Below are 24,489 nucleotides of genomic sequence, written 5' to 3'. Positions count from 1 at the left end.
AATGACGGCCGCATGGCCTCCCACAGTCCCGCCGCACACCGCAAGACCCCCGCGTTACCCCGGCAGACCACCCGGGCCGCGCTCACCGTGGTGCTGGCGTCCGCCGCGTCCGTGAGCCTGCTCGGCGAATCGGCCGTCGCGGACCCGCAGGCGCCGGCCGCCTCGGTCAGCGAGGTCAAGGCGCAGGTCGCCGATCTGTACCGGCAGGCCGAGACCGCCACCGAGCAGTACAACGGCGCGAAGGAGGAGGCCGACGCGGCACGCGCCGCGGTCGACGGCCTCCAGGACGAACTGGCCCGCAAGACGGCCCGGTTGAACGCCACCCGCGACGCCATCGGCGCGCTCGCCGCGGCCCAGTACCGTACGGGCTCGCTCGACCCGTCCGTACAGCTCGCGCTCAGCTCCACGCCCGACACGTATCTGGAGCGGGCGGGCATGCTCAGCCGGCTCGACGCGCAGACCACCGCCGCGCTCGCCCGGCTCTCCGCCGAGCAGCGGGACGTCACCCGCACCCATGACGCGGCCGACGAGAAGCTCGACGCGCTCAGCTCGGCGCAGGCGAGGCTGGCGGCGCGCAAGAAGACCGTGCAGAGCAAACTCCGGGCCGCCCAGGCCCTGTTGGACCGGCTCACCGCCGCCCAGCGCGCGGCCGTCGAGGCGTCCGACGGGCCCGCGTCCGCTCCGTCCGCCGCGACCCGCGCCAGTGACCGTACGCCGCTGGACGGGAACGGGACCGGGTCCGGCAGCACCCCCGCGCCGCCCGTGGCCGCGCCCTCCTCGCGCGCCGCGCAGGCCGTCGCCTTCGCCTACCGGGCGATCGGCCTGCCGTACGTGTGGGGCGCGACCGGGCCCAACTCCTACGACTGCTCGGGGCTGACGCAGGCGGCGTGGAAGTCGGCGGGCGTCTCGCTGCCGCGCACCACGTACACCCAGATCAACGCGGGCACCCGGGTGTCGAAGTCGCAACTCCAGCCGGGCGACCTGGTGTTCTTCTACTCCGGCATCAGCCATGTCGGCCTCTACATCGGCAACGGGCAGATGATCCACGCCCCGCACCCGGGCGCCCCGGTCCGTATCGCGCCGATCTCCGAGATGCCGTTCGCGGGCGCGACCCGCCCGTCCTGAGGCCGCTCCCACGGGGCCACGGCGAAAAGACGGAGCAGCCGAATCCCGGCCAGGGCCTGACGAAGCGCCCGGCTCGGGGCAGACTGGCCCCCATGACGTCTACGCCGTTGAGCAAGGGTGCGAATGTGCCGGTCACCGTGCCGGCCGTGCGCGCCGAACTGACCTGGGGGGCCGGCGGCGGTCCCGACGCGGACGCGTCGGCGCTGCTGCTCGGCAGTGGCGGAAAAGTACGGGACGACGGCGACTTCGTCTTCTACAACCAGCCGCGGCACGCGACCGGCAGCGTCCGCCACGCGGGCAAGCGGCAGGGCGCCGAGATCACCGACGCGATCGAGGTGGACCTGCACCGCGTGGAGGCCGCGATCGACCGGGTGATGCTGTGCGCGTCCGCCGACGGCGGCACCTTCGGCGCCATGCGGGACCTGCGGCTGCGGCTGCTGGACGCCGCGTCCGGCGCCGAACTGGCGTACTTCCCGGTGTCGGCGGCGACCGAGACGGCGCTGGTCGCGGGCGAGCTGTACCGGCGCGGCGACGGCTGGAAATTCCGCGCGGTCGGGCAGGGGTACGCCTCGGGCCTCGCGGGGCTCGCCACCGACTTCGGGATCAGCGTGGACGAGGAGGAGCCGCCGCCCCCGCCGCCGCTGCCCTTCACCGCGCAGCCGCCGGCGCCCGCGCCCGTCATGCCGACCGCCCCGCCGCCGCCCCCGGCGGCCAACCCGTACGGGCCCCCGCCGACGGGAGCGCCGGCCCCCGCTCCCCCGCAGAACGCGCCGGCGGGCCCCGCGCACTCCCTCTCCAAGGGCGAGGAGCACCTGCCCATCGACATGCGCAAGCGGCTGTCGCTGCGCAAGGAGCAGATCGCGGTCAGCCTGCGCAAGCACGGCGCCGACAACGTCCAGGCCCGGGTGATCCTGGTGCTGGACGCGTCGGGCTCGATGTCCGCGCTGTACTCCAAGCGCGTCGTGCACGACGTGGTGGAACGGATGGCCGCGGTCTCCGCCGCGCTCGTGCCGGACGGCGTGATGCAGGCGTGGACCTTCGCCAGCAATCCGGCCCGGCTGCCCGACCTCAGCCTGCCCGCCCTGCCGCAGTGGCTCGAACTCCACGTCCGCGTCGGCTCGTTGGGCATCTTCAAGCGCCGCAAGCCCTCCGCCAACGGCCAGGTGGACATGCGCCAGGTCGGCTTCGGCAACGAGGAGCAGAAGGTCATCGCGCAGATCCGCGACTACGTACGGCAGTCGCCGTCGGCCGTCCCGACCCTCGTGCTGTTCTTCTCCGACGGCGGTGTCTACCGCAACGCGGAGATCGAGCGGGAGCTGCGCGCGGCCGTCGAGGAGCCGCTGTTCTGGCAGTTCGTGGGCCTGGGCCGGTCCAACTACGGTGTGCTGGAACGCTTCGACACCCTCACCGGCCGCCGCGTGGACAATGTCGGCTTCTTCGCCGTGGACGACATCGCCACCCTCTCCGACGCCGAACTGTACGACCGGCTGCTCACCGAATTCCCGTCCTGGCTCAAGGCGGCAACGGCGGCGGGCATCCTGCGCTGAGCCGGCTCAGACCAAGCGGCGGGCGGTGGCCCAGCGGGTCAGCTCGTGGCGGTTGGAGAGCTGGAGCTTGCGCAGCACCGCCGAGACGTGGGACTCGACGGTCTTCACGGAGATGAAGAGCTGCTTGGCGATCTCCTTGTAGGCGTAGCCGCGGGCGATCAGCCGCAGCACCTCGCGTTCGCGCTGGGTGAGACGGTCCAGGTCCTCGTCGACCGGCGGGGCGTCGGTGGAGGCGAAGGCGTCCAGGACGAAGCCGGCCAGCCGCGGGGAGAAGACGGCGTCGCCGTCGCGGACCCGGAAGATCGAATGGATCAGGTCGGGCCCGGTGATGGTCTTGGTGACATAGCCGCGGGCGCCGCCGCGGATGACGCCGATCACGTCCTCGGCGGCGTCGGACACCGACAGCGCGAGGAAGCGCACCGGCCGGTCCGGGTCGGCGGCCAGCGGCGCGCAGCGGCGCAGCACCTCGACACCGCCGCCGCCGGGCAGATGGACGTCGAGCAGCACGACCTCGGGCCGGGTCGCGGTGACGACACTGACGGCCTGGTCGACGTCGGCGGCCTCGCCGACGACCTCGACGCCGGTCTGCTCGGTCGCGCCGATCTCGGCCTGGACGCCGGTACGGAACATCCGGTGGTCGTCGACGAGCACCACCCGTACCCGCCGCTCCTCCCCCGCCGCCGGGCCGGACGCGTCCGGCGTGTCAGGTGTACTGGGCGTGCTCATGCCGCCACCCTCTCCATCTCCAGTTCGACTTCCGTACCGCCGCCGGGTGCGGCCCGCAGCCGGGCCTCGCCGCCGTTGCGCTGCATACGGCCGATGATCGACTCGCGGACGCCCATCCGGTCGTCGGGCACCTGGTCGAGGTCGAACCCCGGGCCGTGGTCGCGCACGGAGACGAACACCTTGGTGCCCTCCACCTCCGCGTAGACCTGAACGGGTCCGCTGCCACCGTACTTGGCCGCGTTCACCATTGCCTCCCGCGCGGCCTGCATCTGTGCCGCCAGCTTCTCGTCGAGCGGGCAGTCGCCGACGCAGACCACCTCGACCGGGACGCCGTGCGCGTCCTCGACCTCGGCGGCGGCGGCGCGTACGCCCTCGGCGACCGTCGTCGGCTCGTCGTCGCGGCCGGTGCCCTCGGGGCGGTAGAGCCAGGCGCGCAGCTCGCGTTCCTGGGCGCGGGCCAGCCGGTTGACCTCGCGGGGGTCCTCGGCGTGCCGCTGGATCAGGGTCAGGGTGTGCAGCACGGAGTCGTGCACATGGGCGGCGACCTCGGCGCGCTCCTGGGCGCGGATGCGCATCAGCCGCTCCGTCGACAGGTCCTGCGTCATCCGCACCAGATACGGGCCGGCGATCAGCGCGACACCGACGAGCACGGCGAGCGCCGCCTGGAGGATGCCGCCGAGGTGGCTGCCGGAGCCGCGTACCACGATGAAGCCGGTGACACCCGCGACGACCAGGCCGATCCCGGCGGCGGCCCGGGCCAGCGGCCAGAAGCGCTTGCCCTGGCTCATCTCGACCCAGCGGGCCTTGCGCGCGTTGTCGGCCTGCCGCCACACCAGGGCGACGCCGAGGCCGATGACCAGCAGCGGCCACACGGCGCGGTTGGCGGCGCCGAGGTTGAGATTGTCGATCAGGATGCCGGTGCCGACCGCGAGCGCGATCAGCGCCATGATCTGGCCCTTGTCGGGGCGCTTGCCGGCCAGCCAGGAGCGGGCGTCGCGCGGCTCCTTGGCCATGGCGACACCGCCGACGCCCAGCGGCACGAAGAACCAGAAGACGGCGTAGAGCAGCACACCGATGCCGTTGAAGAGCGCGAGCAGCACGAACAGGGCGCGCACCCACAGCACGGGCAGCCCGAGGTGCCCGGCCAGACCGCGGGCGACACCGCCGACCATCCGGCCCTCGGAGCTGCGGTAGAGCTTGCGGACGCCGGAATCCTGCGGCTCGGGTCCGGACAGGAAGGACGCCCCGGTGGGCCCGCCGCCGGGCCGCGGCCCGGGTTTGCCGGACGCTCCGGCGGGGCTGCTCGCTGACATACCCCCGATCGTCACACGCCGGGGCCGCCCGGGGCATCAGGGTTGTCCCCCCAAGGGTTGCCCGGGGTGCGGATCAGGGACGTACCAGGGTCGGGGCGGGTGCCCGGCGGCGCCGCGAGCCGTCACCATGGTCGTATGACGGACCAGCCCCCGCAGAAGCCGGGCAGCACGCGAGCCGATCCAGGGCTCGGACGCAGGCCCGCCGCCGCGGACGGCGGCGAGGACACCGCGCCCAGGCGCCGCCTGACCCGCGGCCGCGACCACAAGGTGCTCGCGGGCGTGTGCGACGGCGCGGGCCGCTACTTCGACGTCGACCCGGTGATCTTCCGGATCGTGCTGGCCGTGCTCTCGCTGACCGGCGGCATCGGCCTGATCGTCTACGGCATGGGCTGGCTGGTCGTCCCGCAGGAGGGCGAGCGGCAGAGCGAGGCGCAGCGGCTGCTGTCCGGCCGGATCGAGGGCGCGCCGCTGACCGCGGTGCTGATGGCGCTGGTCGGCTGCGGCCTGTACGCGTCGATGCTGGACAACGGCGACGACCAGGCGTTCTCGCTGATCCTGCTGGCCGCGACGGCCGGCGCGATCTACTGGAATCAGCTGCGGCGCCGGCAGGCCGCGGGCCCGGCGGCCGCCTCGTCGGTGACGGCGAGCGCGGTGGTGGACGCGCCGCCCGCGGTGCAGGCGCCGCCGGAGCCCGGCGGCTCGTCGTCCTGGTGGCGCGACCCGCTGGGCAAGGAGCCGTCGTATCTGTGGGGCCCGGACGACGGCCCGTACGGCGACGAGGACAAGGCCGCCTGGCGGGAGCGGAAGCGCACGGCCCGCAAGAAGGAGAGTTCCTGGGCGTTCGGTCTGGCCGTCTTCCTGCTGGTGATCACCGCGGGCGCGGTCGGCACCGGGGTGGCTTGGCCGTACCAGGTGCCCAATGTGGCGGTCGAGATCGGCCTGATCGCGGTGCTCGGTGTCTTCGGTGTCGCCTTCGTGGTGGCGTCGTTCCTGGGCCGGGCGCGCGGCGGCACCGTCTTCTTCGCCCTGGTGACGCTGGCCGGGCTGATCGGCACGGCCTCGCTGCCGCACGACCGGGCGGGCTGGGAGGTCACCTGGCGGCCCACGACGGCCGCCGCCGTCCAGGACTCCTACCAGCGCAACACCGGCAGCGGCACCTTCGACCTGACGGCCCTGGCGCTGGACGGCCGTACGGTCAGCACCCGGCTGCGGGTGCACGTCGGCGAGGTGGTGATCAAGCTGCCGGAGGACGCCACGGTGGTGCTCACCTATCACGTGGCCGTCGGCGACGTGCTGCTGCAAGGCGACTCGCACACCGGTGTCAACGTCAAGAACGAGAAGGACAAGCCCGTGATCTTCGCCCCGCCCCCGGGCACCCTGTCCACCGGCACCGTGATCATCGACGCGGACGTCGCGGTCGGCTACGTACGGATCGACCGGTCGCAGCCGAAGGACACCGGCCGGGCGCCCGTGAAGGAGACCGGCCGGCCCGCCGCCGGGACCGGCGCGAGGGAGGCGGTGAACCGGTGAGGAAGCACCGCTTCGAGCCCGCCGTCCTCGTCATGGGTCTGGTGCTGCTGACCCTGATGGTCTGCTTCATCCTCGATGTGTGCCGGGTGTGGGACCTGCGGCCCGGCAGGTCGGTCCCGCTGGTCGTCGGCGGCCTGCTGGTCGCGGTGGCCACCGCGATCCTCACGCAGGTCGTGAGGGCGGTACGGGGGCGCCGGACGCGGCCCCGGACGTGACCGCGGCCCCCTCCGTACCGGCCGCGGCACCGCCGCCGCGGCCCTTGCGGCGTGCGACGAGCAGCGCGTCCAGCGACAGGTAGGGCGCGCCGGCCAGCACCAGCGGCAGCCAGGCCATCAGATACGCCAGGTCGTTGCCGTAGTAGTACGGCGTGGAGGACCAGCTCACCGTCAGCCACAGGCTCAGCGAGATCAGCGCGCCGCCGGTGGCCGCGACCCGGCCCAGCAGCCCGAACAGGGTGCCGAGCCCGGCCGCTATCTCGCCGAGCGCGATGGCGTAGCCGAAGCCGTGCGGCGCCTTGAGTGCCAGGTCGACCATCGCCGGGATCGCGGCGGTGTCGTGGGCGCCGTGCAGGATCTGCAGCAGCGAGCCGTTGGCCGAGTCGGTGAAGAAGGTGTCGCTGGTCAGCTTGTCGAGACCGGCGTAGATGAAGGTCACGCCGAGGAAGATCCGCAGGGGCAGCAGCGCGTAGCGACGGGCGGTGTCCCGCCAGGCATCGAGCCGTTCGAGCATCATGGTCCGCCAATCCCGCCGTACGGGTGTTCCCTGCTGGGAACGAGTCTCCGGTACGGCGCCCTCAGGTGCACATACGTACACCCGGCCGCTGTGACTCAAGGGGTCGGCGAGAAAACCGCGCGCGGGCCCGGGGCGCGTGGCCCCGGGCCCGGCGTCACTCCCACTCGATGGTGCCCGGCGGCTTGCTCGTCACGTCGAGCACCACACGGTTGACGTCCGCGACCTCGTTGGTGATCCGGGTGGAGATCTTCGCCAGCACCTCGTACGGCAGCCGCGACCAGTCGGCGGTCATGGCGTCCTCGGAGGAGACCGGGCGCAGCACGATCGGGTGGCCGTAGGTGCGGCCGTCGCCCTGGACGCCGACGGAGCGGACATCGGCGAGCAGCACCACCGGGCACTGCCAGATGTCGCGGTCGAGGCCGGCCGCGGTCAGCTCCTCGCGGGCGATCGCGTCGGCCTCGCGCAGCAGGTCGAGGCGCTCCTTCGTGACCTCGCCGACGATCCGGATGCCGAGGCCCGGGCCGGGGAAGGGCTGCCGCTGGACGATCTCCTCGGGCAGGCCCAGCTCCTGGCCGACCATCCGCACCTCGTCCTTGAACAGCTTGCGCAGCGGTTCGACGAGCCGGAACTCCAGGTCCTCGGGGAGGCCGCCGACATTGTGGTGCGACTTGATGTTCGCGGTGCCGGTGCCGCCGCCGGACTCCACCACGTCCGGGTAGAGGGTGCCCTGCACCAGGAACTCCACCGGCTGGTCGCCGGGGGCCTCGGCGACGATCTCCGCCTGCGCCTGCTCGAAGACCCGGATGAACTCCCGGCCGATGATCTTGCGCTTCTGCTCGGGGTCGCTGACCCCGGCGAGCGCGGCCAGGAAACGGTCGGCGGCGTCCACGACCTTCAGCTCGACGCCGGTCGCGGCCACGAAGTCCTTCTCGACCTGTTCGGTCTCGCCCTTGCGCATCAGACCGTGGTCGACGTACACGCAGGTCAGCTGGGACCCGATGGCCTTCTGCACCAGGGCGGCGGCGACCGCGGAGTCCACGCCGCCGGACAGCCCGCAGATCGCCCGGCTGCTGCCGACCTGCTCGCGGATCAGCGCGATCTGCTCGTCCACCACATTGGTGGTCGTCCACGTCGGGGCCAGGCCCGCGCCGCGGTAGAGGAAGTGCTCCAGGATCTGCTGGCCGTGCGTGGAGTGCAGCACCTCGGGGTGGTACTGGACGCCGTACAGCCGCTGCTCGTCGTTCTCGAAGGCGGCGACGGGCACCACTCCGGTGGACGCGGTGACGGTGAAGCCCGCGGGCGCCGCGGAGCAGGCGTCGCCGTGCGACATCCACACCGACTGCTCGGCCGGGGTGCCCTCGAAGAGGGTCGAGCCCGGCTTGGAGACCGCCAGCGCGGTACGGCCGTACTCGCGCGCCCCGGTGTTGTCCACGGTGCCGCCGAGCGCGGTCGCCATCAGCTGGAAGCCGTAGCACATGCCGAACACGGGGACGCCCGCCTGGAAGATCGCCGCGTCCAGGGACGGGGCGCCCTCCGCGTACACCGACGACGGGCCGCCGGACAGGATGATCGCGGCCGGCTTCTTCGCCAGCATCTCCGGCACCGGCATCGTCGACGGCACGATCTCGCTGTACACCCGGGCCTCCCGCACCCGGCGCGCGATGAGCTGCGCGTACTGCGCGCCGAAGTCGACGACCAGGACGACGTCCGGTGCTTCGGGTGGGGTCACTGCTGCCACGGTGTGCCTTCCGGCGGTTCCAACGGGGTAGGTGGCCGATTCTACCGGCTGGCCGGGGCCGGAAATCCGGCTTGCCCCTACGGGCGCGGGCGGTGCAGACTGACGCCATGCACACGCACAGCGTCACGTTTACCTATGGCACCGGCCGGTCCGGCTGCCGTAGTCGCGTCGCGTGAGCATCTGAATCCAGCGACCACCACAGGCGCCCCGGGCCACTCGGCCCCCGGGCGCCTTTTGTGTCGCCCGGGGCCGGGGGCCGGCGGACGCCGCACCCCCGAGGAGCAGCAGCCATGACCACCCCCACTCCTGAAGCGGCAGGAACCGAAACCGTCATCGCGGAGAAGCGGCGGCGGATCGACGACCTGGACACCCGCATCATCGACCTCGTCCGGGAACGGATGACGGTGTCCGGGCAGATCCAGCACGAGCGGATCGGGGCCGGCGGGCGCCGGGTGAGCCTGAACCGCGAGATGGAGGTCCTGACGCACTACAGCGCGGAGTTGGGCAGGCCGGGCACCACGCTGGCGATGACGCTGCTGGAGCTGTGCCGCGGCAAAGTGTGAGGCGGGCACGGGCCAGGCGTGACGTTTCGCCCTTTCGGGCGGCATCACCCGTACGGCACGTGACCGGCCCGCGGCGGCTTCGTTGGAGGTGGTGTCCGTGCCATCCAGGGGCGGTAACCCAACACCACGCGTGGAACTGGACACCGCCCAGACGCAGCTGGGCGGGGTGTGACCGATGCGATGAGGCGGCGGCAGGTGTGCCGCCGCCGTGGGACCTCGTATCGGTGAATGTGACCGGACGGCAGGGGACAGCAGCCCGGTCACGACTCAAAGAGGCGGTCGGCTCCGGGGACGCTCGGGTCCGGCCGCTCTGCGAGACCCACATTACTCATGTACGGCACCCGGCACGGACTCCCGCTCCACGATCGGGTGACGCACCGTACGCGCGGCCGTAACCGTACGCCCGGCACCGTTCATTCGGCGGAGGCGGGCTCGGACTTCGGCGGCACCGCGGGGACCGGCAGCAGCGGCAGCCGCAGCGCCCCGAAGGCGTCCTCCGGCACCACCGGGGCGACCGGCCGTACCGCGGCGACCCCGCGGTAGGCCGCGCCCTGCTCCGGACGCGGGTCCCGCTCGCCCTTGTTGGGCCACAAGGACATCGCGCGCTCGGCCTGCGCGGTGATCGTCAGCGACGGATTGACGCCGAGATTCGCCGAAACGGCCGAACCGTCCACCACATGGATGCCCGGGTGCCCGTAGAGCCGGTGGTACGGGTCGATGACGCCGTGCTCGGCGTCCGCTCCGATCGGGCAGCCGCCCAGGAAGTGCGCGGTCATCGGCCGCTCCGTCGCCTCCCCCACATTGCTGCCCGCGAAGCCGTTGATCTCCGCGGCGATCAGCTCGGCCGCCCGCGCGCCCTCGGGAATGTGCGTCGGGTTGGGGGCGCCGTGCCCCTGACGGGCCGTCAGCAGACCTTTGCCCAGGCCCTTGGCCTTGCGGTAGGTGGTCAGCGAATTGTCGCTGGTCTGCATGACGAGGCCGATGATCGTCCGCTCCGACCAGTGGAAGTTGGACAGCGAGCGGGCGCCGACGGCCGGGTGGCGCAGGTAGTTGACGGCGAATTCCGCCCAGCGCGGCAGCTTCCCGCGGTACGGCGCCGCCATGATCGACAGATTCCCCATCGCGTTGGAGCCCTTGCCGTAGCGCACCGGCTCGATGTGGGTGTGGTCGTTGGGGTGCACCGAGGAGGTGATGGCGACGCCCTTGGTGAAGTCCAGGGTGCGGTCCGGGTAGCGCTTGCGGTAGCGGCCCGCGGAGGTCTGCGCGCCCACCAGGGCCTCGGAGTTGGTGCGGGTCAGCTCGCCGAGCCGCGCGGAGATGCCGGGCAGCCGGCCGCCGTCGCGCATCGCGTGCAGCAGCGTCTGGGTGCCGTACGTGCCCGCCGCGACCACGACCTGACGGGCCCTCAGCACACGGCGCTCGCCCTTCTTGCGCCGGTCGGTCGGGACGGACGTGACGCGGTAACCCCCCTCCGGGTCCTCGGTGAGGTCGACCACCGTGGTCATCGGGTGGATGACGGCGCCCGCCCGCTCCGCCAGGTGGAGGTAGTTCTCGGTGAGGGTGTTCTTCGCGCCGTGCCGGCAGCCGGTCATGCACTCGCCGCACTCGGTGCAGGCCCGCCGGGACGGGCCCGTACCGCCGAAGTACGGGTCGGGCACCTCCTCGCCGGGCGCCGCCGTCGCCTGCCCCGACGCGTCCTCGCCGTCGCCGAAGAAGACGCCGACCGGGGCCAGGTGGAAGCTGTCGCCGACGCCCATCTCCTCGGCCGCGGCCTTCAGGTGCTCGTCGGAGGGGGTGAGCGTGGGATTGACGCGCACGCCGAGCATCCGCCTGGCCTGGTCGTAGTACGGCGCCAACTCCCGCTGCCAGTCGGTGATCGCGCCCCACTGCCGGTCCTCGAAGAACGCCTTCGGCGGCACGTAGAGGGTGTTGGCGTAGTTCAGGGAGCCGCCGCCGACGCCCGCGCCGGCCAGCACCAGCACATTGCCGAGGACGTGGATGCGCTGGATGCCGTAGAGGCCGAGCGCGGGCGCCCACAGGTAATTGCGGACGTCCCAGGAATTCTTCGGCAGTTCGTCGCGGGCGAAGCGGCGGCCCGCCTCCAGCACGCCCACCCGGTAGCCCTTCTCCGTCAGCCGCAGCGCGGAGACGGAGCCGCCGAAGCCGGAGCCGATGACGACGACGTCGTAGTCGTAACCGTCTTCCTGTGACACGTGATCCTCCGGGCGTGGGTGTGCGGGTGGTCGTACGGGCGGGCGCGGGCCGTCCTCGCGCAGGGCGCGGTCAGCGCATGCGCAGGGCCTTCATCGCCTTCAGCGAGACATTGAGGAATGTCGCGTAGCCCTCGTCGGTCATGCCGAGCGACGGCGCCATCGGCAGCAGCCGCTGGGTGGAGACGGTCTGCGCCTCGGTGTACTTGAGGATGCCCTCGGAGCCGTGCCTGCGGCCGAGCCCGGAGTCCTTCATGCCGCCCATCGGCGACTGGACGCTGCCGTACGCGGCGGCGTACGCCTCGTTGACGTTGACCGTGCCGGAGCGCAGCCGGACCGCGACGCGGGCGGCGCGCCGGGTGTCCTTGGACCAGACGCTCGCGTTGAGGCCGTAGTCGGTGGAGTTGGCGCGCTCGATGGCCTCCTCCTCGTCGCGGAAGCGGTAGACGGAGACGACCGGCCCGAAGGTCTCCTCGGTGCAGACCGCCATCGGGGCCTCGACACCGTCCAGGATGGTCGGCTCGTACATATACGGGCCGATGTCGGGGCGGTGCCGGCCGCCGGCGAGGACGGTGGCGCCCTTCTCGCGGGCCTCGTCGACGTGCCGGGTGACGGTCGCCAACTGCCGTTCGCCGACCAGCGATCCCATGCCCGCGCCGTACGCGAGGCCGGTGCCGAGCCGGATCTCCTTGGTGCGGGCGACGAACTTCTCGACGAACGCGTCGGCGACCGACTCGTCCACCAGCAACCGCTCCACGGAGATGCACAGTTGGCCGGCGGAGGCGAAGCAGGCGCGGACGGCGCCGTCGGCGGCCTTGTCGAGGTCGGCGTCGCGGAGCACCAACAGGGCGTTCTTGCCGCCGAGTTCGAGGGAGGCGCCGACCAGCCGGGCGGCGGCGCGCTGGGCGACCTCGCGGCCGGTGCGGGTGGAGCCGGTGAAGGAGACGTAGTCGGCGTGCTCGACCACGGCCGGGCCGACCACCGGGCCCTCGCCGATGACGATCTGCCACAGCTCGGGCGGCAGCCCCGCCTCGATGAACTGCTCGCGCGCCCACAGCGCGGTCAGCGCGGTCTCGGTGTCCGGCTTCATCACCAGCGCGTTGCCCGCCATGAGGCCGGGCAGCGCGTCGCCGACGGACAGCTCCAGCGGGTAGTTCCAGGGCGCGATCTGGCCGACGACACCGCGCGGCTGGCGCAGCTCCACGGTCTTGGTCAGCGTCGGGATGGCGCCGGTGTGCCGCTTCGGCCGCAGATACGCCGGGCCCCTGCGCCCGTAGTGCCGGGCCGCCATCGCGACGACCTGCACCTCCTCGTGGGCGTGCTTGCGGGCCTTGCCGGTCTCCACCTGGATCAGGTCGAGCACCTCGGCCTGCCGGGACAGCACCAGGTCGTGGAAGCGCAGCAGCACCGCGGCGCGCTGCCGCGCGGAGGTGGCGCCCCAGGCCCGCTGCGCCTTGCGGGCGCGGGCGAACGCCTCGGCGACCTCCTCGACGGTGGTCTCCGGCAGGTCGGCGAGCTTCTCGCCGGTCAGCGGGGTGTGGTTCGCGGTCCGGCCGGACCCGATGACGCCGCGGGTGAGCCGGGCGACCAGATCGGGGGTCACGACGTCCTTCGGGCCGCGTGCCGTGGCGGGCGCGACCGGGTTTCCGTCCGTGGGGCCGTCGGTGGGGCGGCCGTCTGCGGGGGGCGTGCTGCGCTCCAGCGAATCCGTCATGCCGGTGAGGTTACGACTGTCGGGTACCGCGTGGATACCCGTGAGTAAGTATTTTCCTGGTGATCCCTGCAACTACGCCAGCAATCGGTGGCGGCATATGGATCTTCGCAGGTCAGGACAGCTACCCCATGGGGCATGAACGGATTTTCGAGCAGGCCCGGTGACCGTCAGTGGGTGCGGAAGGCGGCGACCGCGGTGTCGAAGACGGTCCGCACCCGCTCGACCTGCTCGATCGGCGCCGACAGCCACATGTCGTACATCCGGCCGCCCTCCGTCCAGCACAGGTCGAACGTACGGCGCGGGATCCCGTCACCGCCGAAGCCGTCGTAGGTGAACTGCCAGAGCGCGGCGGGCTGTCCGTGCTGCGTCGTCTCGGTGATCACGCCGTCGCGGTACCCCGGGTAGACGCTGCCCGCCTTCGGGCCCGCCAGGTCCTGGTCGCGCAGCACCGCGTACGGGCCGCGCGGGTCCGGGTGCTGCTCGCGCTCGCCGAAGCGGAAGGCGCGGTCGGGCGACCAGTAGTAGATCCGCAGCACGCCCTGCGCGTCGCGCTGGGCGTCCCTGACGTAACCGGCGGGCAGGGCCACCGAGAAACCGGCCGGGTCCTGGACCCGTTCGTAGCCGGTGGGCAGCGCCGGGGTGGTGGGGGGCGTGGTCGGCGGCGTCGTGGCTGTCGTGGGTTTCGTGGTGGCCGCCGTGGTCGGCGGGGGCGCGGCCGTCGCGTCGCCCTTGTCGTGCCCGACCACCAGCACCGCGGCGAGCGCGCCGCCGCCGAGCGCCAGGACGAGGACGCCCGCGGCGGCGGCCAGCGTACGGCGCCCGCGGCCGCGCGGGCGGGACGCGGACGGTGGCTCGGGCCGCTCCGGCTTCCCGGGCGCCGCGTCCCGCGGCGGCTCCTGCCGCGGTTCGTACGGGGCCGGGTCGGGGTCGGGGGCCGGGGCCGGGGGCACCACCGGCACCTGCTGGGTGGGCGGCGGCTGCCCGGTCTCCGCGTACGCCATCAGCAGCGTCTGCACCTGCGCGGCGCCCATCCGGCGGGACGGGTCGCGGTCCAGCAGCCCGGTGACCACCGGCAGCAGCGGGGCCGCCGCCTCCGGGGTCCTGATGGTGTCGATCGCCACCGCGTGCACGATCTCGCCGATCGAGTCCCGGTGGAACGGGGACTCGCCGTCCACCGCCGCGCAGAGCAGGGCGCCCAGCGACCACAGATCGGACTCCGGGCCCGCGGCCCGGCCCGACATCCGCTCCGGCGCGGTGTACTCGGGCGAGCCGACGAAGGAACCCGTCTCGCTGATCGTCGCGCTGCCCGCGACCCGGGCGATGCCGAAGTCGGTCAGCACGACGCGGCCCGTGCCGCGCTCGATCAGCACGTTCGCCGGTTTCACGTCGCGATGCTGCACCTCGCTGGCGTGCGCGGCGCGCAGCGCGCCCGCCACCGCCGCGCCGATCCGCGCCGCCTCGCGCGGCTCCAGCGGGCCGTCCTCGGCCAGGATGTCGGCGAGCGACCTGCCGTCGACCAGCTCCATCACGATCCACGGGCGGCCGTCCTGCTCCTGCACGTCGTACACGACGATCACGTGCGGGTGCCTGATCCGGGCCACGCTGCGTGCCTCGCGCAGCGCCTTGTCCGTGTGGGTGACCGATTCGCCGTCCCCGAGGTGGAGTTCCTTCACCGCGACCGGGCGGTGCAGCAGTTCGTCCTCCGCGCGCCAGACCGTGCCCATGCCGCCGCGGCCGAGGCGGCCGGTGATCCGGTATCTGCCGGCCACGACATCTCTCGGCGGCGAGCCCGCCGGTGCGGTGCGTCCCCCGTCATCGCTCATGCCGCACATGATGCCCCAAGGCCATCCGCCCCGGTCCCCCCCATACCCGCGCGTGCGGGCTCAGGGCGCGGTGGCTTCCCAGGCCGCCTCGATCATCCGGAAGACCTCGTCGACCGTGGCCCCGGGATCGTCCGCCCGGCAGGCCAGCGCATAGGCGTCGACGGCGAACCGCGCCGTCGCCCGGCATGCCGTCGCACTCCGGGACAGGCGGGGATCGGCGGACAGCACCGCCGCCAGCGCCCGCGCGTGACGCGGGCCCATCGACTCCTCGTACGCCAGCAGGGCGGGCGACTCCTCGATCATGCGTCGGACGGGGGCGCTGCCCTCCGCCGTGCAGTGGCGCACCAGGGCCAGGACCTCGCGCCGCAGCGCCGGGATGAGCGGCTCGTGCGGAGGCCGGTCGGTCACCGCCCGCGTGAGGCGCCGCTCGAAGTCCTGGTCGCGCTCGAACACCAGGGCCTCTTTCGAGGCGAAGTGCGCGAAGACGGTGGTGACGGCCACGTCGGCCTCGGCCGCCACGTCACGGATGCCCACGGCGTCGTACCCGCGCTCCAGGAAGAGCCGCAGCGCGGTGTCGGCGATTTTCTGGCGGGTCGCGGCCTTCTTGCGTTCACGGCGTCCGGACGGCTCGGTCACGGCGTGACACTACCAGGCATGAATTCCTAACCGTTGTGAAATCCTAACGGTTAGGATTACTGTCGGCCCCATGAGGAAAATCAGTTTCGCCGAGTTCGGCGGTCCCGAGGTCCTGCAACTGGTGGAAGCCGAGAAGCCCCACGCGGGCCCCGGCCGGATACGCATCGCCGTACGGGCGGCGGGTGTCAACCCCGTTGACTGGAGGATCCGGGAGGGCCAGGTCCTGGGAGCCCACCCCGTCGAACTGCCCGCCGGGGTCGGCCTGGACGCGGCCGGGGTGGTGGACCAGGTCGGCGAGGGCGTCGAGGGTGTCGAGGTGGGTGACCGCGTGTTCGGCGAAGGCACCGACACGTACGCCGAATTCGCCGTGCTGTCGGCCTGGGCCCGGATGCCCGGGGCACTGGCCTTCGAGGAGGCGGCCGGGTACCCGTCGGTGGTGGAGACCGCGCTGCGCATCCTCCGCGAGGTCGGCGCGCGCCCCGGGCAGACACTGCTGGTCAGCGGCGCGTCCGGCGGCGTCGGGTCGGCGGTGCTGCAGATCGCCCGCGCGCGCGGCATCACGGTGATCGGCACGGCCGGGGCCGCGAACCAGGACTATCTGCGGAGCCTCGGCGCTCTCGCCACGACCTACCACGAGGGCTGGGTCGAACGGGTGCGGAGCCTGGGCCGGGTCGACGCGGCCCTCGACCTGGCCGGCTCGGGCGTCATCCGCGAACTCGTCGAGCTGACCGGCGACCCGCGCAAGGTCGTCTCCATCGCCGACCTCGATGCGCCGCGACTGGGCGTCCGGTTCTCCGGCGTGGCCGGGAGCGTGCCGGACGCGCTCGCCGAAGCCGTCGACCTCATCACCCGGGGCGAGCTCCACATCCCGGTCGAGAAGTCGTACGCGCTCACCGAGGCGGCGGCGGCGCACACCGACAGCCGCGCCGGCCACAGCCGGGGGCGCCGGGTCCTGGTCGTCTGAACGGCGTCACGCCCGACACGCCCCGGCGTGGGCGTCAGCCCGCCGTGTAGGTCTCGACCGCCTTGTCGAAGGCCCGTTGGACATCGGCGCGGCGGGCGTCGGGGCCGCTGACGAGGACGACGTGGTAGGAGCCGTCGATGATGACGGCGAGGTTAAGGGCGTACACCTGGGTGTCGTTGGCGTCGCGATAGCTGTACTCGCCCTCGGCGGCACTGTGACCGCGCAGGTCAAGGGTGTGCAGCCCGGACGCCGCCGACCAGGAGGAAGCGCGGAAAGCGGCGAGCTCCCCCTCTTCGAGCTGGTAGGCGAGCGGGTCGCTGCCGTGGTCGGAGACCTTGTCGCGGCCGGGGACGACGGTGAGGAGAAGGTCGCTGCCGGAGTAACGGACCTGCCCCTGCCCGTTCTTGCCGGTGCGCTGCCAGCCGGTGTGGACGGCGACGGTGAACCCGGCGGAGTCGGTCCGCATGACGAAGTCGGTGCCGAGGTCGGGCGGCGGCGCGACGGAACTCGGCGGCGGCGCGGCCTTGGTGGTCGGCGCCTTGGTCGTGGGCGCCTTCGAAGCGGACGGCTTCGCGGAAGGCGCCGTCGACTTGGCTCCGCCGTGGCCGCCGGGCATCTCCGCCGGCACCGTACGGTCGCCGTTGGCACCGTTGTCCGAGGTGTCGCCGCTGCCCGGCATGATGAGGACGGCGTACGCGACGACGGCGGCGAGGACGACGAGGACGGCGATCAGCAGCCGCTTCCCGAGCGAGCGCGGCGAGCGGTCGCCGTCGCGCGCGGGCCTGCGGTAGGTGACCTCCTGCTCCTCGTGGTGCGCCTCCTGCATCATCTCGCTGAGCCGCACCCGCTCGCGCTTGGCCTTGGTGACCTTGCTCTGCTTGCCCCGGGCGTGCCTGCGGTGCCGCACCGCGTCACTGTCGGCGGCGGCCCTGCGGCGGCGCCGCCGTACCAGCTCGCCCTTGCGGCGGACGATCGGAAGTTTGGCCGGATCCGTCGGTACCTGGACCATGTCGAGGCCGAGATCCGGCTCGGGCGCCGAGCGGATCAGCGACCGCAGCCAGCCGCCCAACTCCTCGGCCTCCGGCCGCTCCTCGGGGTCGGGCCGCAGCAGCGACTCCACGATCGGCCGCAGCGCGCCGCACTCCTCGGCGAAGGCGGGCGGTTCGGCGCACACCATCTGCACCAGTTCGGCGGCGCTCTCCTCGGGGAACGGCGGATGGCCCTGGACGCTGCGGAAGAGCAGCGAGCCGAGCGCCCAGAAGTCGGCGGCGGGGCCGACCGGCGGGGACAGCCGCCAGTTCTCGTGCACCTCGTGCGCCTGCTCGGGCGCCCAGCGCTCGGTGACGGCGCCGATGACGGTGATCCGGTTCTGCCGGGCCCGTTCCTGTTCGAGCGCGGATTCCGGGCCGTGCCAGGACTGGTCCTCGCCCGCCCCGGACAGGCCGCCGCCGGCCAGCACCTGGATGTGCCGGGGCACCGGGTCGTAGCCGCACAGCGCTTCCTGGGCGGCGCCCGCGGCCAGCCCGGCGAGCATGGCGCGGCCGTCGTCGCAGACCAGCACGGTGCTGGCGGTGACATTGCGGTGGGTCCAGCCGTACGCGTGCAGGGCGCGCAGCGCGGTCAGCACGTCGGAGGCGACCTCGGCGGCGCGGTAGGCGTCCAGCGGCCGGTCGGCGAGTAACGCGGCGAGCGGCCGTGCGGACACCAGTTCGCTCGCGATCCAGAGGCTGCCGCCCTCGATGAAGATGTCGAAGACCTGCACCAGCCGGGGGTGGTCCGGTATCGCGGCCGCCGCGCGGGCCGCCTCCAGCGCGCGCCGCGCGCTGTCGCTCAGCGCGTCGGGGTCGCCGAACCCCGGTTCGTCGCCGGGCACTTCGGCGGAGACGACCTCGGGCAGCAGCACCTGGCGGACCAGGACCTCCTGGCCGCTGTAGGTGTCGAAGGCGCGCGTCTCGACGAGTTCGAACTCGTCGGCGGGCGGCCGGGGCAGCCGGTAGCGGTCGGCGAGCACGCGGCCCGCGTAATCGTCCACTGCGCCCCCTCTCCGATCCGGTCCTTCCCGGTGCCGGGCCCGGTCACATCCGTACGCGTACCGGTCCGATCCGGACGCCTTCCGGCTGCGGACAGTCCACAGCTACTCACAATACGTGCCGCGGGACGCCGACTTGGCTACTTGGCCGGTTTGAACGTTGCGAAGAAGGTCGTACGGGCCTCGCGGTTCGCAGCGCTGTTCCAGTCGCCCGCCGGGGTCGTGAACATGATGGCGTAGCCGTGGTGCTCGTCCGTCACCATCCCGCGATTCAGGACGTGTACCTGCTTACCCGCCAAGTCCCGCTTGTACTCCCAGTCGGCGGCGTCGTACGTACGGTAGTCGGCCTTCTCGACCGCGATCTGCTGGTAGCCGCTCATCGTGCCGCGGGCGTTGTCCGACGCCTTCTGCCAGTCCTTGAGGGCGCTCGCGCCCGGCGAGTGCGTCCAGTCGACCAGGAGTTCGCGGCCGTCGGAGCCGCGGAATTTGGAGCCGCTGCCGTAGCCGTTGTCGCCGACCCGCTTCCAACCGTCGGGGAGGGCTATCGAGAAGCCCTCGCTGTCCCGGAAGAGGTGGTAGCCGGAGGGGACGGCGTCGGTGCCGCCGGTGGCGGGCGGCTTCGAGGCGGTCGTCGGCGGCGTGGTCGCCGTGTCCGACGTGCCGGAGGTGCCCGAGGTGCCCGTGGAACTGCCGGTCGCCGACGGGGACTTGTCGCCGCCCTTCCCCGAGTCGGCCGGGACCGACGCCGAGGGCGTGCCCTTCTGCGACCCGGCCGAACCCCCGTCGTCACCGCCGGAGTTGGCGAGCGCGACGCCGATCACCGTGCCCAGCAGGGCGATCACGATCGCGGCGATCACTATGACCATCGTGCGGCGCGGCACCACATCGGTGAGCGGGGCGCGCGCCGGGGCGGGCCGTCCCGGCGGCGGGGTGCCGGGCTCCGGCGCGGGCGCCGGGCGCGCGGGGCGTTTGGCGGCGGCCTTGCGGACCGAGCGCAGCGCGTCCCTGACCCGGGCCTGGTCGGCGGCGGCCTCGTGGGCGGCGGGCGGGGCGTCGGTCGGGGTGGGCTGCGGGTCGACCGGCAGCACGACCGTACGGGCGTCGGACGGCGGCGCCGGGGGCGCGGCCGGGCGTTCGGGGGCGTGCGCGACGGCGGACAGGAGCGCGTGCGCGCCGTCGTGGTCGAGGCGGCGCGCCGGGTCCTTCACCAGCAGGCCCTTGATCACCTCGGCGAGCGGCCCGGCGTTGGTCATCGGGCCGACCGGCTCGGTCATCACCGCGGTCAGGGTGGCGATCGCCGCGCCCTTGTCGTACGGCGGGCGGCCCTCGACGCTGGCGTACAGCAGCGCGCCCAGCGACCACAGGTCGGCGGGCGGGCCGGGCTTCTGGCCGCGCGCGCGTTCCGGCGAGATGTACGAGGGGGCGCCGACGAGCATGCCGGTGGAGGTGACGGACGGGTCGCCGTCGATCTGCGCGATGCCGAAGTCGCTGAGCACGACCCGGCGGTCGTCGCCGAGCAGCACATTGGACGGCTTCACGTCGCGGTGCAGGATGCCGGCGCGGTGCGCGGCCTTGAGCACGTCGAGTATCACCAGGCCGACCTCGGCGGCGCGCTTGGGCGTGAGCGGGCCGTCCTCGCGGATCGCGTCGGACAGCGAGCGGCCCTCGACCAGCTCCATCACGATCCAGGGCCGGTCGTCCTCCTTGACCACGTCGAAGACGGTGATCGCGCCGGTGTTGCGGATCCGCGCGGTGGCCTTGGCCTCGCGCAGCGTCCTGGTGACCAGGCGCTGCTTCTCCTCCTCATCGACATTGCCGGGGAAGCGCAGCTCCTTGACGGCGACGTCGCGGCCGAGCGTCTCGTCGACCGCCCGCCACACCGTGCCCATGCCGCCTTTGCCGAGGACTGCGCCGAGGCGGTACCGGTCGGCGAGCACGCGTCCTTCGGTACCTTCGACCTCGCTCATGGGATCCCTCTGCCGTGCCGGACGTGTAAGCCCCCATCATCCCCGAACGGGGGACGTGGAAGCGAACCCGGCTTATGGGTTCGAAAGGCGGAAACCTGCCGTCGCGTTCGTGAACACGGGCCGGAAGGTGTCCCATTGGGCGTCGGGGGCCGAGAGGTAGACCGCGTATTCACGACCACCCGGCTTGCCGAATCCGAGGTCAATCGCATGGAATTTGCGGGCCGTGCCCTGGAAGGTGAACTCCCACAGCGCGGCCGGCAGCCCCAACTGCTTGGTGCGGACCATGCGTTCGCGGTGGTAATCGTCAACCTGCTGCTCAGTCTGCGGCTCCAGCGTGATCCAGTGCTGGTAAGGGTCGTCGCTGCCGAAGTCCAGTGAGCTGATCTTCAGGTCGGCCTTGCCGGTCGGGTCGATGAAGTCGACCTGGTCGCCGTCCTTGCTGACCTGGCGCTTCCAGTCGTCGGGCACCGGCACCGAGTAGAAGTGGTCGGCCTCGTCGTCCAGGTGGTAGCCCTCCGGGACCGGCGGGGGCGGCGCGGTGGTGGTCGGCGCGGGCGACGGGGTGGTGGGGGTCGGCGAACCGGTGGGCGGGGAGCTGACCGGGGTGGTCGGTCCGGGACCCGCGTCGTTGCCCGAGTCCCGTTTGTGCAGCACCACGAGGGCGGTGCCCGCGGCCACCAGCAGCAGGACGACGGCGGCCGCGATCCACGGCGCGGTCCTGCGCCGGCGCGGCGGCTGCGGCTGCGGCCCGGTCCCGGTGCCGGTGGAGTACGGCGGCGGCGCCGACCCCTGGTACCCGGTCCCGTACGGCGACCGGTACGAGGAGGAGTCGTACGAGGACTGCTGCGCGGTCGGGTACGGGTTCGCGTACGGCGAGGAGGGCGTGGTCGGCGCGGGGGGCGGGGGCGGCGGGTGGCCGTACTGCTTCTCGGCCTGCGCGCCGGTGGAGAATTCCGCGGGCCGGTCGAGCGCGGTGGCGGTGCGCTGCTCGGCCAGGGGCGCGGGCGAGGTGAAGCGCTCGGCGTCCACCAGCGCGGTGTCCTGCTCCGAGGCCGGTATCCGCAGCATGCGTTCGGCGTCCTCGGCGGACAGCCGCTCGGCCGGTTCCTTGGCGAGCAGCCCGGCGATCACCCGGTCCAGCGGGCCCGCGTTGGCGGCCGGCACCACCGGTTCCTCGGCGATCGCGTACGCCGTCTCGATCGCGGTGGGGCGGCGGAAGGGCGACTCGCCCTGGACGGCCTGGTAGAGGGTGGCGCCCAGCGCCCACAGGTCGGCCTCGGGACCGGGCGGCGCGCCCCTGATCCGCTCGGGCGACAGGAAGTCGATGGAGCCGATGAGTTCACCGGTCCGGGTGAGCGTGGAGGTGCCGGACGCCTGGGCGATGCCGAAGTCGGTGAGCACGACCCGGCCGCCCGTGTAGCCGCCGGTGTCGTCGTCGCCCGCCGAGCCCCCTTCGAGGCCGAGCAGCACATTGCCGGGCTTCACGTCGCGGTGCAGCACCCCGGCGCGGTGCGCGGCCCGCAGCGCGGCGATCATGCCGCGGCCGATCCTGGCGACCTCGGCGACCGGCAGCGGCCCGTGCTTCTTCAGCCGTTCGCCGAGGGTGACGGAGGGGACGTACTCCATGACGATGGACGGCAGGCCCTCGTCGTCCACCACGTCGTGCACGACGACCACGTTGGGGTGGCTGATCCGGGCGGCGGCGCGCGCCTCGCGGCGGGTGCGTTCGAAGAGGGTGGCCAGTTCGTCGTCGTGCATGTGCGGCTGCGGCGGGTGGAGCTTCTTCACCGCCACCTGGCGCCCGAGGAGTTCGTCCTCGGCGCGCCACACCGTGCCCATGCCGCCCCGCCCGATGCGCTCACGCAGCCGGTACCGGCCCGCGACCAATCGGCCCTCGTCGGCCTGTCCCGTCATCTCGCGCCCTTCCGCCCACTCCCCCGACGCACGCCGCGTATCCCCCGATCCGCGCCGTGCCTAGAGAGGCACGATATCCGGAGCGCCCAGCCGCGCGGCATCCGCGGTCAGATCATCGGGCTGGAGTTGCGATTCGCGTTCGGCCTCGACGCGCTTCTCGTAATAGGCAACTTCCTTGTCGATCTGGTCCTTGTCCCAGCCCAGCACGGGGGCCATCAATTCGGCGGCCTCGCGGGCGCAGCGGGTGCCGCGGTCGAAGGTCTCGATCGAGATCCGGGTGCGCCGCGCGAGCACGTCGTCCAGGTGCCGGGCGCTCTCGTACTGCGCCGCGTAGACGACCTCGGCGCGCAGATAGTCCTCGGCCGAGCCCAGCGGGGCGCCCAGCGACGGGTCCTCGGCGATCAGCGCGAGCACTTCCTCGGTCAGCGAGCCGTAGCGGCCCAGCAGGTGCTCGATCCGGGCGACGTGCAGACCGGTGCGGGCGGCGGTGCGGGCGCGGGCGTTCCACAGCGCGTTGTAGCCCTCGGCGCCGATCAGCGGCACGTCCTCGGTGCAGCACTCGGCCACCCGGTGGTCCAGGCCGTGCACGGCCTCGTCGACCGCGTCCTTGGCCATCACGCGGTACGTCGTGTACTTGCCGCCCGCGACCACGACCAGGCCCGGTACGGGGTGCGCCACGGTGTGCTCGCGCGACAGCTTGCTGGTGGCGTCGGACTCGCCGGCCAGCAGCGGGCGCAGGCCGGCGTAGACGCCCTGAACGTCGTCCCTGGTCAGCGGGGTGGCCAGCACCGAATTGACGTGTTCCAGCAGATAGTCGATGTCCGCGCTGGAGGCCGCCGGGTGGGCCTTGTCCAGGTCCCAGTCGGTGTCGGTGGTGCCGATGATCCAGTGCCGGCCCCACGGGATGACGAACAGCACGCTCTTCTCGGTGCGCAGGATCAGCCCGGTCGTGGAGTGGATGCGGTCCTTGGGCACCACCAGGTGGATGCCCTTGGAGGCGCGGACGTGGAACTGGCCGCGCTCGCCGATCAGCGCCTGCGTGTCGTCGGTCCACACCCCGGTGGCGTTGACGATCTGCTTGGCGCGGATCTCGTACTCGCCGCCCTGCTCGCCGTCCTGCACCCGGGCGCCGACCACCCGCTCGCCCTCGCGCAGGAAGCCGACCACCCGCGCCTGGTTGGCGACCTGGGCGCCGTAGGAGGCGGCGGTGCGCACCAGGGTGGTGACGAAGCGGGCGTCGTCGACCTGCGCGTCGTAGTACTGGAGCGCGCCGACCAGGGCGTCCTTGCGCAGCGCCGGGGCGACCCGCAGGGCGTGCTTACGGGTGAGGTGGCGGTGCACGGGCAGGCCGCGGCCGTGCGCGGAGGACACGGACATGGTGTCGTACAGCGCGACGCCGGAGCCCGCGTAGAGCCGCTCCCACCCCTTGTGCTGCAACGGGTAGAGGAAGGGCACCGGCCGCACCAGGTGCGGGGCCAGGCGCTCCAGCAGCAGGCCACGCTCCTTGAGCGCCTCGCGGACCAGCGCGAAGTCCAGCATCTCCAGATAGCGCAGACCGCCGTGGATCAGTTTGCTGGACCGGCTGGAGGTGCCGGACGCCCAGTCGCGGGCCTCCACCAGGCCGGTGGACAGGCCACGGGTGGCGGCGTCCAGGGCCGTACCGGCGCCGACCACCCCGCCGCCCACGACCAGCAGGTCCAGTTCGTGCTCGGCCATCCGGGCCAGCGCTCCGGCCCGCTCGGCGGGGCCCAGTGTTGACGTACGCATCCGTGTGCCTCCCATGGTGGCGGCGCTCACGCGTGCCGCCGCGGTGGACAAGCCCTCCACTCGATAGTGACCGCCACCGGGGCGGGCGGCCACCCTTGACCCGCCGTAGAGGGGGTGACCGGGCTGTCCTGGCTCGGACCGCACGGCGCGCCGTGCGGTCATATCAGTCATTTGTCTGGTTAGCCTGTTTT

At 72.9% G+C, this 24,489-nt stretch carries 18 protein-coding genes; 6 read left to right on the top strand and 12 right to left on the bottom strand.

Features of this window, described 5'->3' with window-relative positions:
- The first annotated feature begins 12 nt into the window (after positions 1 to 12).
- Complete coding sequence (locus tag BM076_RS11130; protein WP_093713273.1) at positions 13 to 1,125, top strand: C40 family peptidase; 1,113 nt, start codon at positions 13 to 15, stop codon at positions 1,123 to 1,125.
- A 92-nt stretch (positions 1,126 to 1,217) separates the two neighbouring features.
- Positions 1,218 to 2,672, top strand: a complete 1,455-nt coding sequence (locus BM076_RS11125; RefSeq protein ID WP_093713272.1) for a VWA domain-containing protein — start codon at positions 1,218 to 1,220, stop codon at positions 2,670 to 2,672.
- A gap of 6 nt (positions 2,673 to 2,678) precedes the next feature.
- On the opposite strand, the gene BM076_RS11120 is transcribed toward BM076_RS11125, so the two are convergent.
- Complete coding sequence (locus BM076_RS11120) at positions 2,679 to 3,398, bottom strand: LuxR C-terminal-related transcriptional regulator (protein WP_093713271.1); 720 nt, start codon at positions 3,396 to 3,398, stop codon at positions 2,679 to 2,681.
- On the bottom strand, positions 3,395 to 4,711 hold the full coding sequence (locus BM076_RS11115; RefSeq protein ID WP_093713270.1) for an ATP-binding protein: 1,317 nt from the start codon (positions 4,709 to 4,711) through the stop codon (positions 3,395 to 3,397). The genes BM076_RS11120 and BM076_RS11115 overlap by 4 nt, the downstream gene beginning before the upstream one ends.
- Before the next feature lie 135 nt (positions 4,712 to 4,846).
- Between BM076_RS11115 and BM076_RS11110 the strand changes: the two genes are divergently transcribed.
- A complete protein-coding gene (locus BM076_RS11110) occupies positions 4,847 to 6,241 on the top strand; it encodes a PspC domain-containing protein (protein WP_093713269.1) in 1,395 nt (464 codons plus the stop codon).
- Positions 6,238 to 6,456 carry a hypothetical protein gene (locus tag BM076_RS11105; protein WP_093713268.1) on the top strand — a complete coding sequence of 73 codons (219 nt, stop codon included), beginning with the start codon at positions 6,238 to 6,240 and terminating at the stop codon, positions 6,454 to 6,456. Before BM076_RS11110 ends, BM076_RS11105 begins: the two co-directional genes overlap by 4 nt.
- Here BM076_RS11105 and BM076_RS11100 read toward each other — a convergent pair.
- Together BM076_RS11100 and guaA are read right to left on the bottom strand one after the other, a co-directional pair.
- Entirely contained in the window at positions 6,404 to 6,973 is a 570-nt protein-coding gene (locus tag BM076_RS11100; RefSeq protein ID WP_093713267.1) for a DoxX family membrane protein, read from the bottom strand. The genes BM076_RS11105 and BM076_RS11100 overlap by 53 nt on opposite strands.
- A gap of 154 nt (positions 6,974 to 7,127) precedes the next feature.
- Positions 7,128 to 8,711 (bottom strand): glutamine-hydrolyzing GMP synthase, encoded by a 1,584-nt coding sequence (gene guaA, locus BM076_RS11095; RefSeq protein WP_093713266.1) that lies wholly within the window; start codon positions 8,709 to 8,711, stop codon positions 7,128 to 7,130.
- 290 nt (positions 8,712 to 9,001) lie between these two features.
- Between guaA and BM076_RS11090 the strand changes: the two genes are divergently transcribed.
- Positions 9,002 to 9,274 (top strand): chorismate mutase, encoded by a 273-nt coding sequence (locus tag BM076_RS11090; RefSeq protein ID WP_093713265.1) that lies wholly within the window; start codon positions 9,002 to 9,004, stop codon positions 9,272 to 9,274.
- 413 nt (positions 9,275 to 9,687) lie between these two features.
- Here BM076_RS11090 and BM076_RS11085 read toward each other — a convergent pair whose 3' ends face one another.
- From BM076_RS11085 to BM076_RS11070, 4 genes are all read right to left on the bottom strand, one after another.
- The gene (locus tag BM076_RS11085; protein WP_177246404.1) at positions 9,688 to 11,487 is read right to left on the bottom strand and encodes a GMC oxidoreductase; all 1,800 of its coding nucleotides are present in this window, start codon (positions 11,485 to 11,487) and stop codon (positions 9,688 to 9,690) included.
- 70 nt (positions 11,488 to 11,557) lie between these two features.
- Entirely contained in the window at positions 11,558 to 13,198 is a 1,641-nt protein-coding gene (locus tag BM076_RS11080) for a succinic semialdehyde dehydrogenase (RefSeq protein ID WP_093713263.1), read from the bottom strand.
- Between the two features lie 167 nt (positions 13,199 to 13,365).
- Complete coding sequence (locus tag BM076_RS11075) at positions 13,366 to 15,021, bottom strand: serine/threonine-protein kinase (protein ID WP_093713262.1); 1,656 nt, start codon at positions 15,019 to 15,021, stop codon at positions 13,366 to 13,368.
- Positions 15,022 to 15,081: 60 nt separating this feature from the next.
- On the bottom strand, positions 15,082 to 15,657 hold the full coding sequence (locus tag BM076_RS11070) for a TetR/AcrR family transcriptional regulator (protein WP_093713261.1): 576 nt from the start codon (positions 15,655 to 15,657) through the stop codon (positions 15,082 to 15,084).
- 70 nt (positions 15,658 to 15,727) lie between these two features.
- Here BM076_RS11070 and BM076_RS11065 point away from each other — a divergent pair, with 70 nt between their 5' ends.
- Positions 15,728 to 16,621: an NADP-dependent oxidoreductase gene (locus BM076_RS11065; protein WP_093713260.1), complete on the top strand. Its 894-nt coding sequence runs from the start codon at positions 15,728 to 15,730 to the stop codon at positions 16,619 to 16,621.
- Positions 16,622 to 16,655: 34 nt separating this feature from the next.
- Here BM076_RS11065 and BM076_RS11060 read toward each other — a convergent pair whose 3' ends face one another.
- The 4 genes from BM076_RS11060 to BM076_RS11045 all read right to left on the bottom strand — a co-directional run bounded on the left by BM076_RS11060 (position 16,656) and on the right by BM076_RS11045 (position 24,298).
- The gene (locus BM076_RS11060) at positions 16,656 to 18,653 is read right to left on the bottom strand and encodes a protein kinase family protein (protein ID WP_093713259.1); all 1,998 of its coding nucleotides are present in this window, start codon (positions 18,651 to 18,653) and stop codon (positions 16,656 to 16,658) included.
- A 137-nt stretch (positions 18,654 to 18,790) separates the two neighbouring features.
- Entirely contained in the window at positions 18,791 to 20,617 is a 1,827-nt protein-coding gene (locus tag BM076_RS11055; RefSeq protein ID WP_093713258.1) for a serine/threonine-protein kinase, read from the bottom strand.
- Between the two features lie 72 nt (positions 20,618 to 20,689).
- On the bottom strand, positions 20,690 to 22,531 hold the full coding sequence (locus BM076_RS11050; protein ID WP_093713257.1) for a serine/threonine-protein kinase: 1,842 nt from the start codon (positions 22,529 to 22,531) through the stop codon (positions 20,690 to 20,692).
- 60 nt (positions 22,532 to 22,591) lie between these two features.
- Complete coding sequence (locus BM076_RS11045; RefSeq protein ID WP_093713398.1) at positions 22,592 to 24,298, bottom strand: glycerol-3-phosphate dehydrogenase/oxidase; 1,707 nt, start codon at positions 24,296 to 24,298, stop codon at positions 22,592 to 22,594.
- Positions 24,299 to 24,489 lie beyond the last annotated feature (191 nt).

Source organism: Actinacidiphila alni (assembly GCF_900112845.1).
GTDB lineage: Bacteria > Actinomycetota > Actinomycetes > Streptomycetales > Streptomycetaceae > Actinacidiphila > Actinacidiphila alni.
Note: the sequence above shows the minus strand (reverse complement) of the source record. Positions and strands in the feature narration are given on the sequence as shown.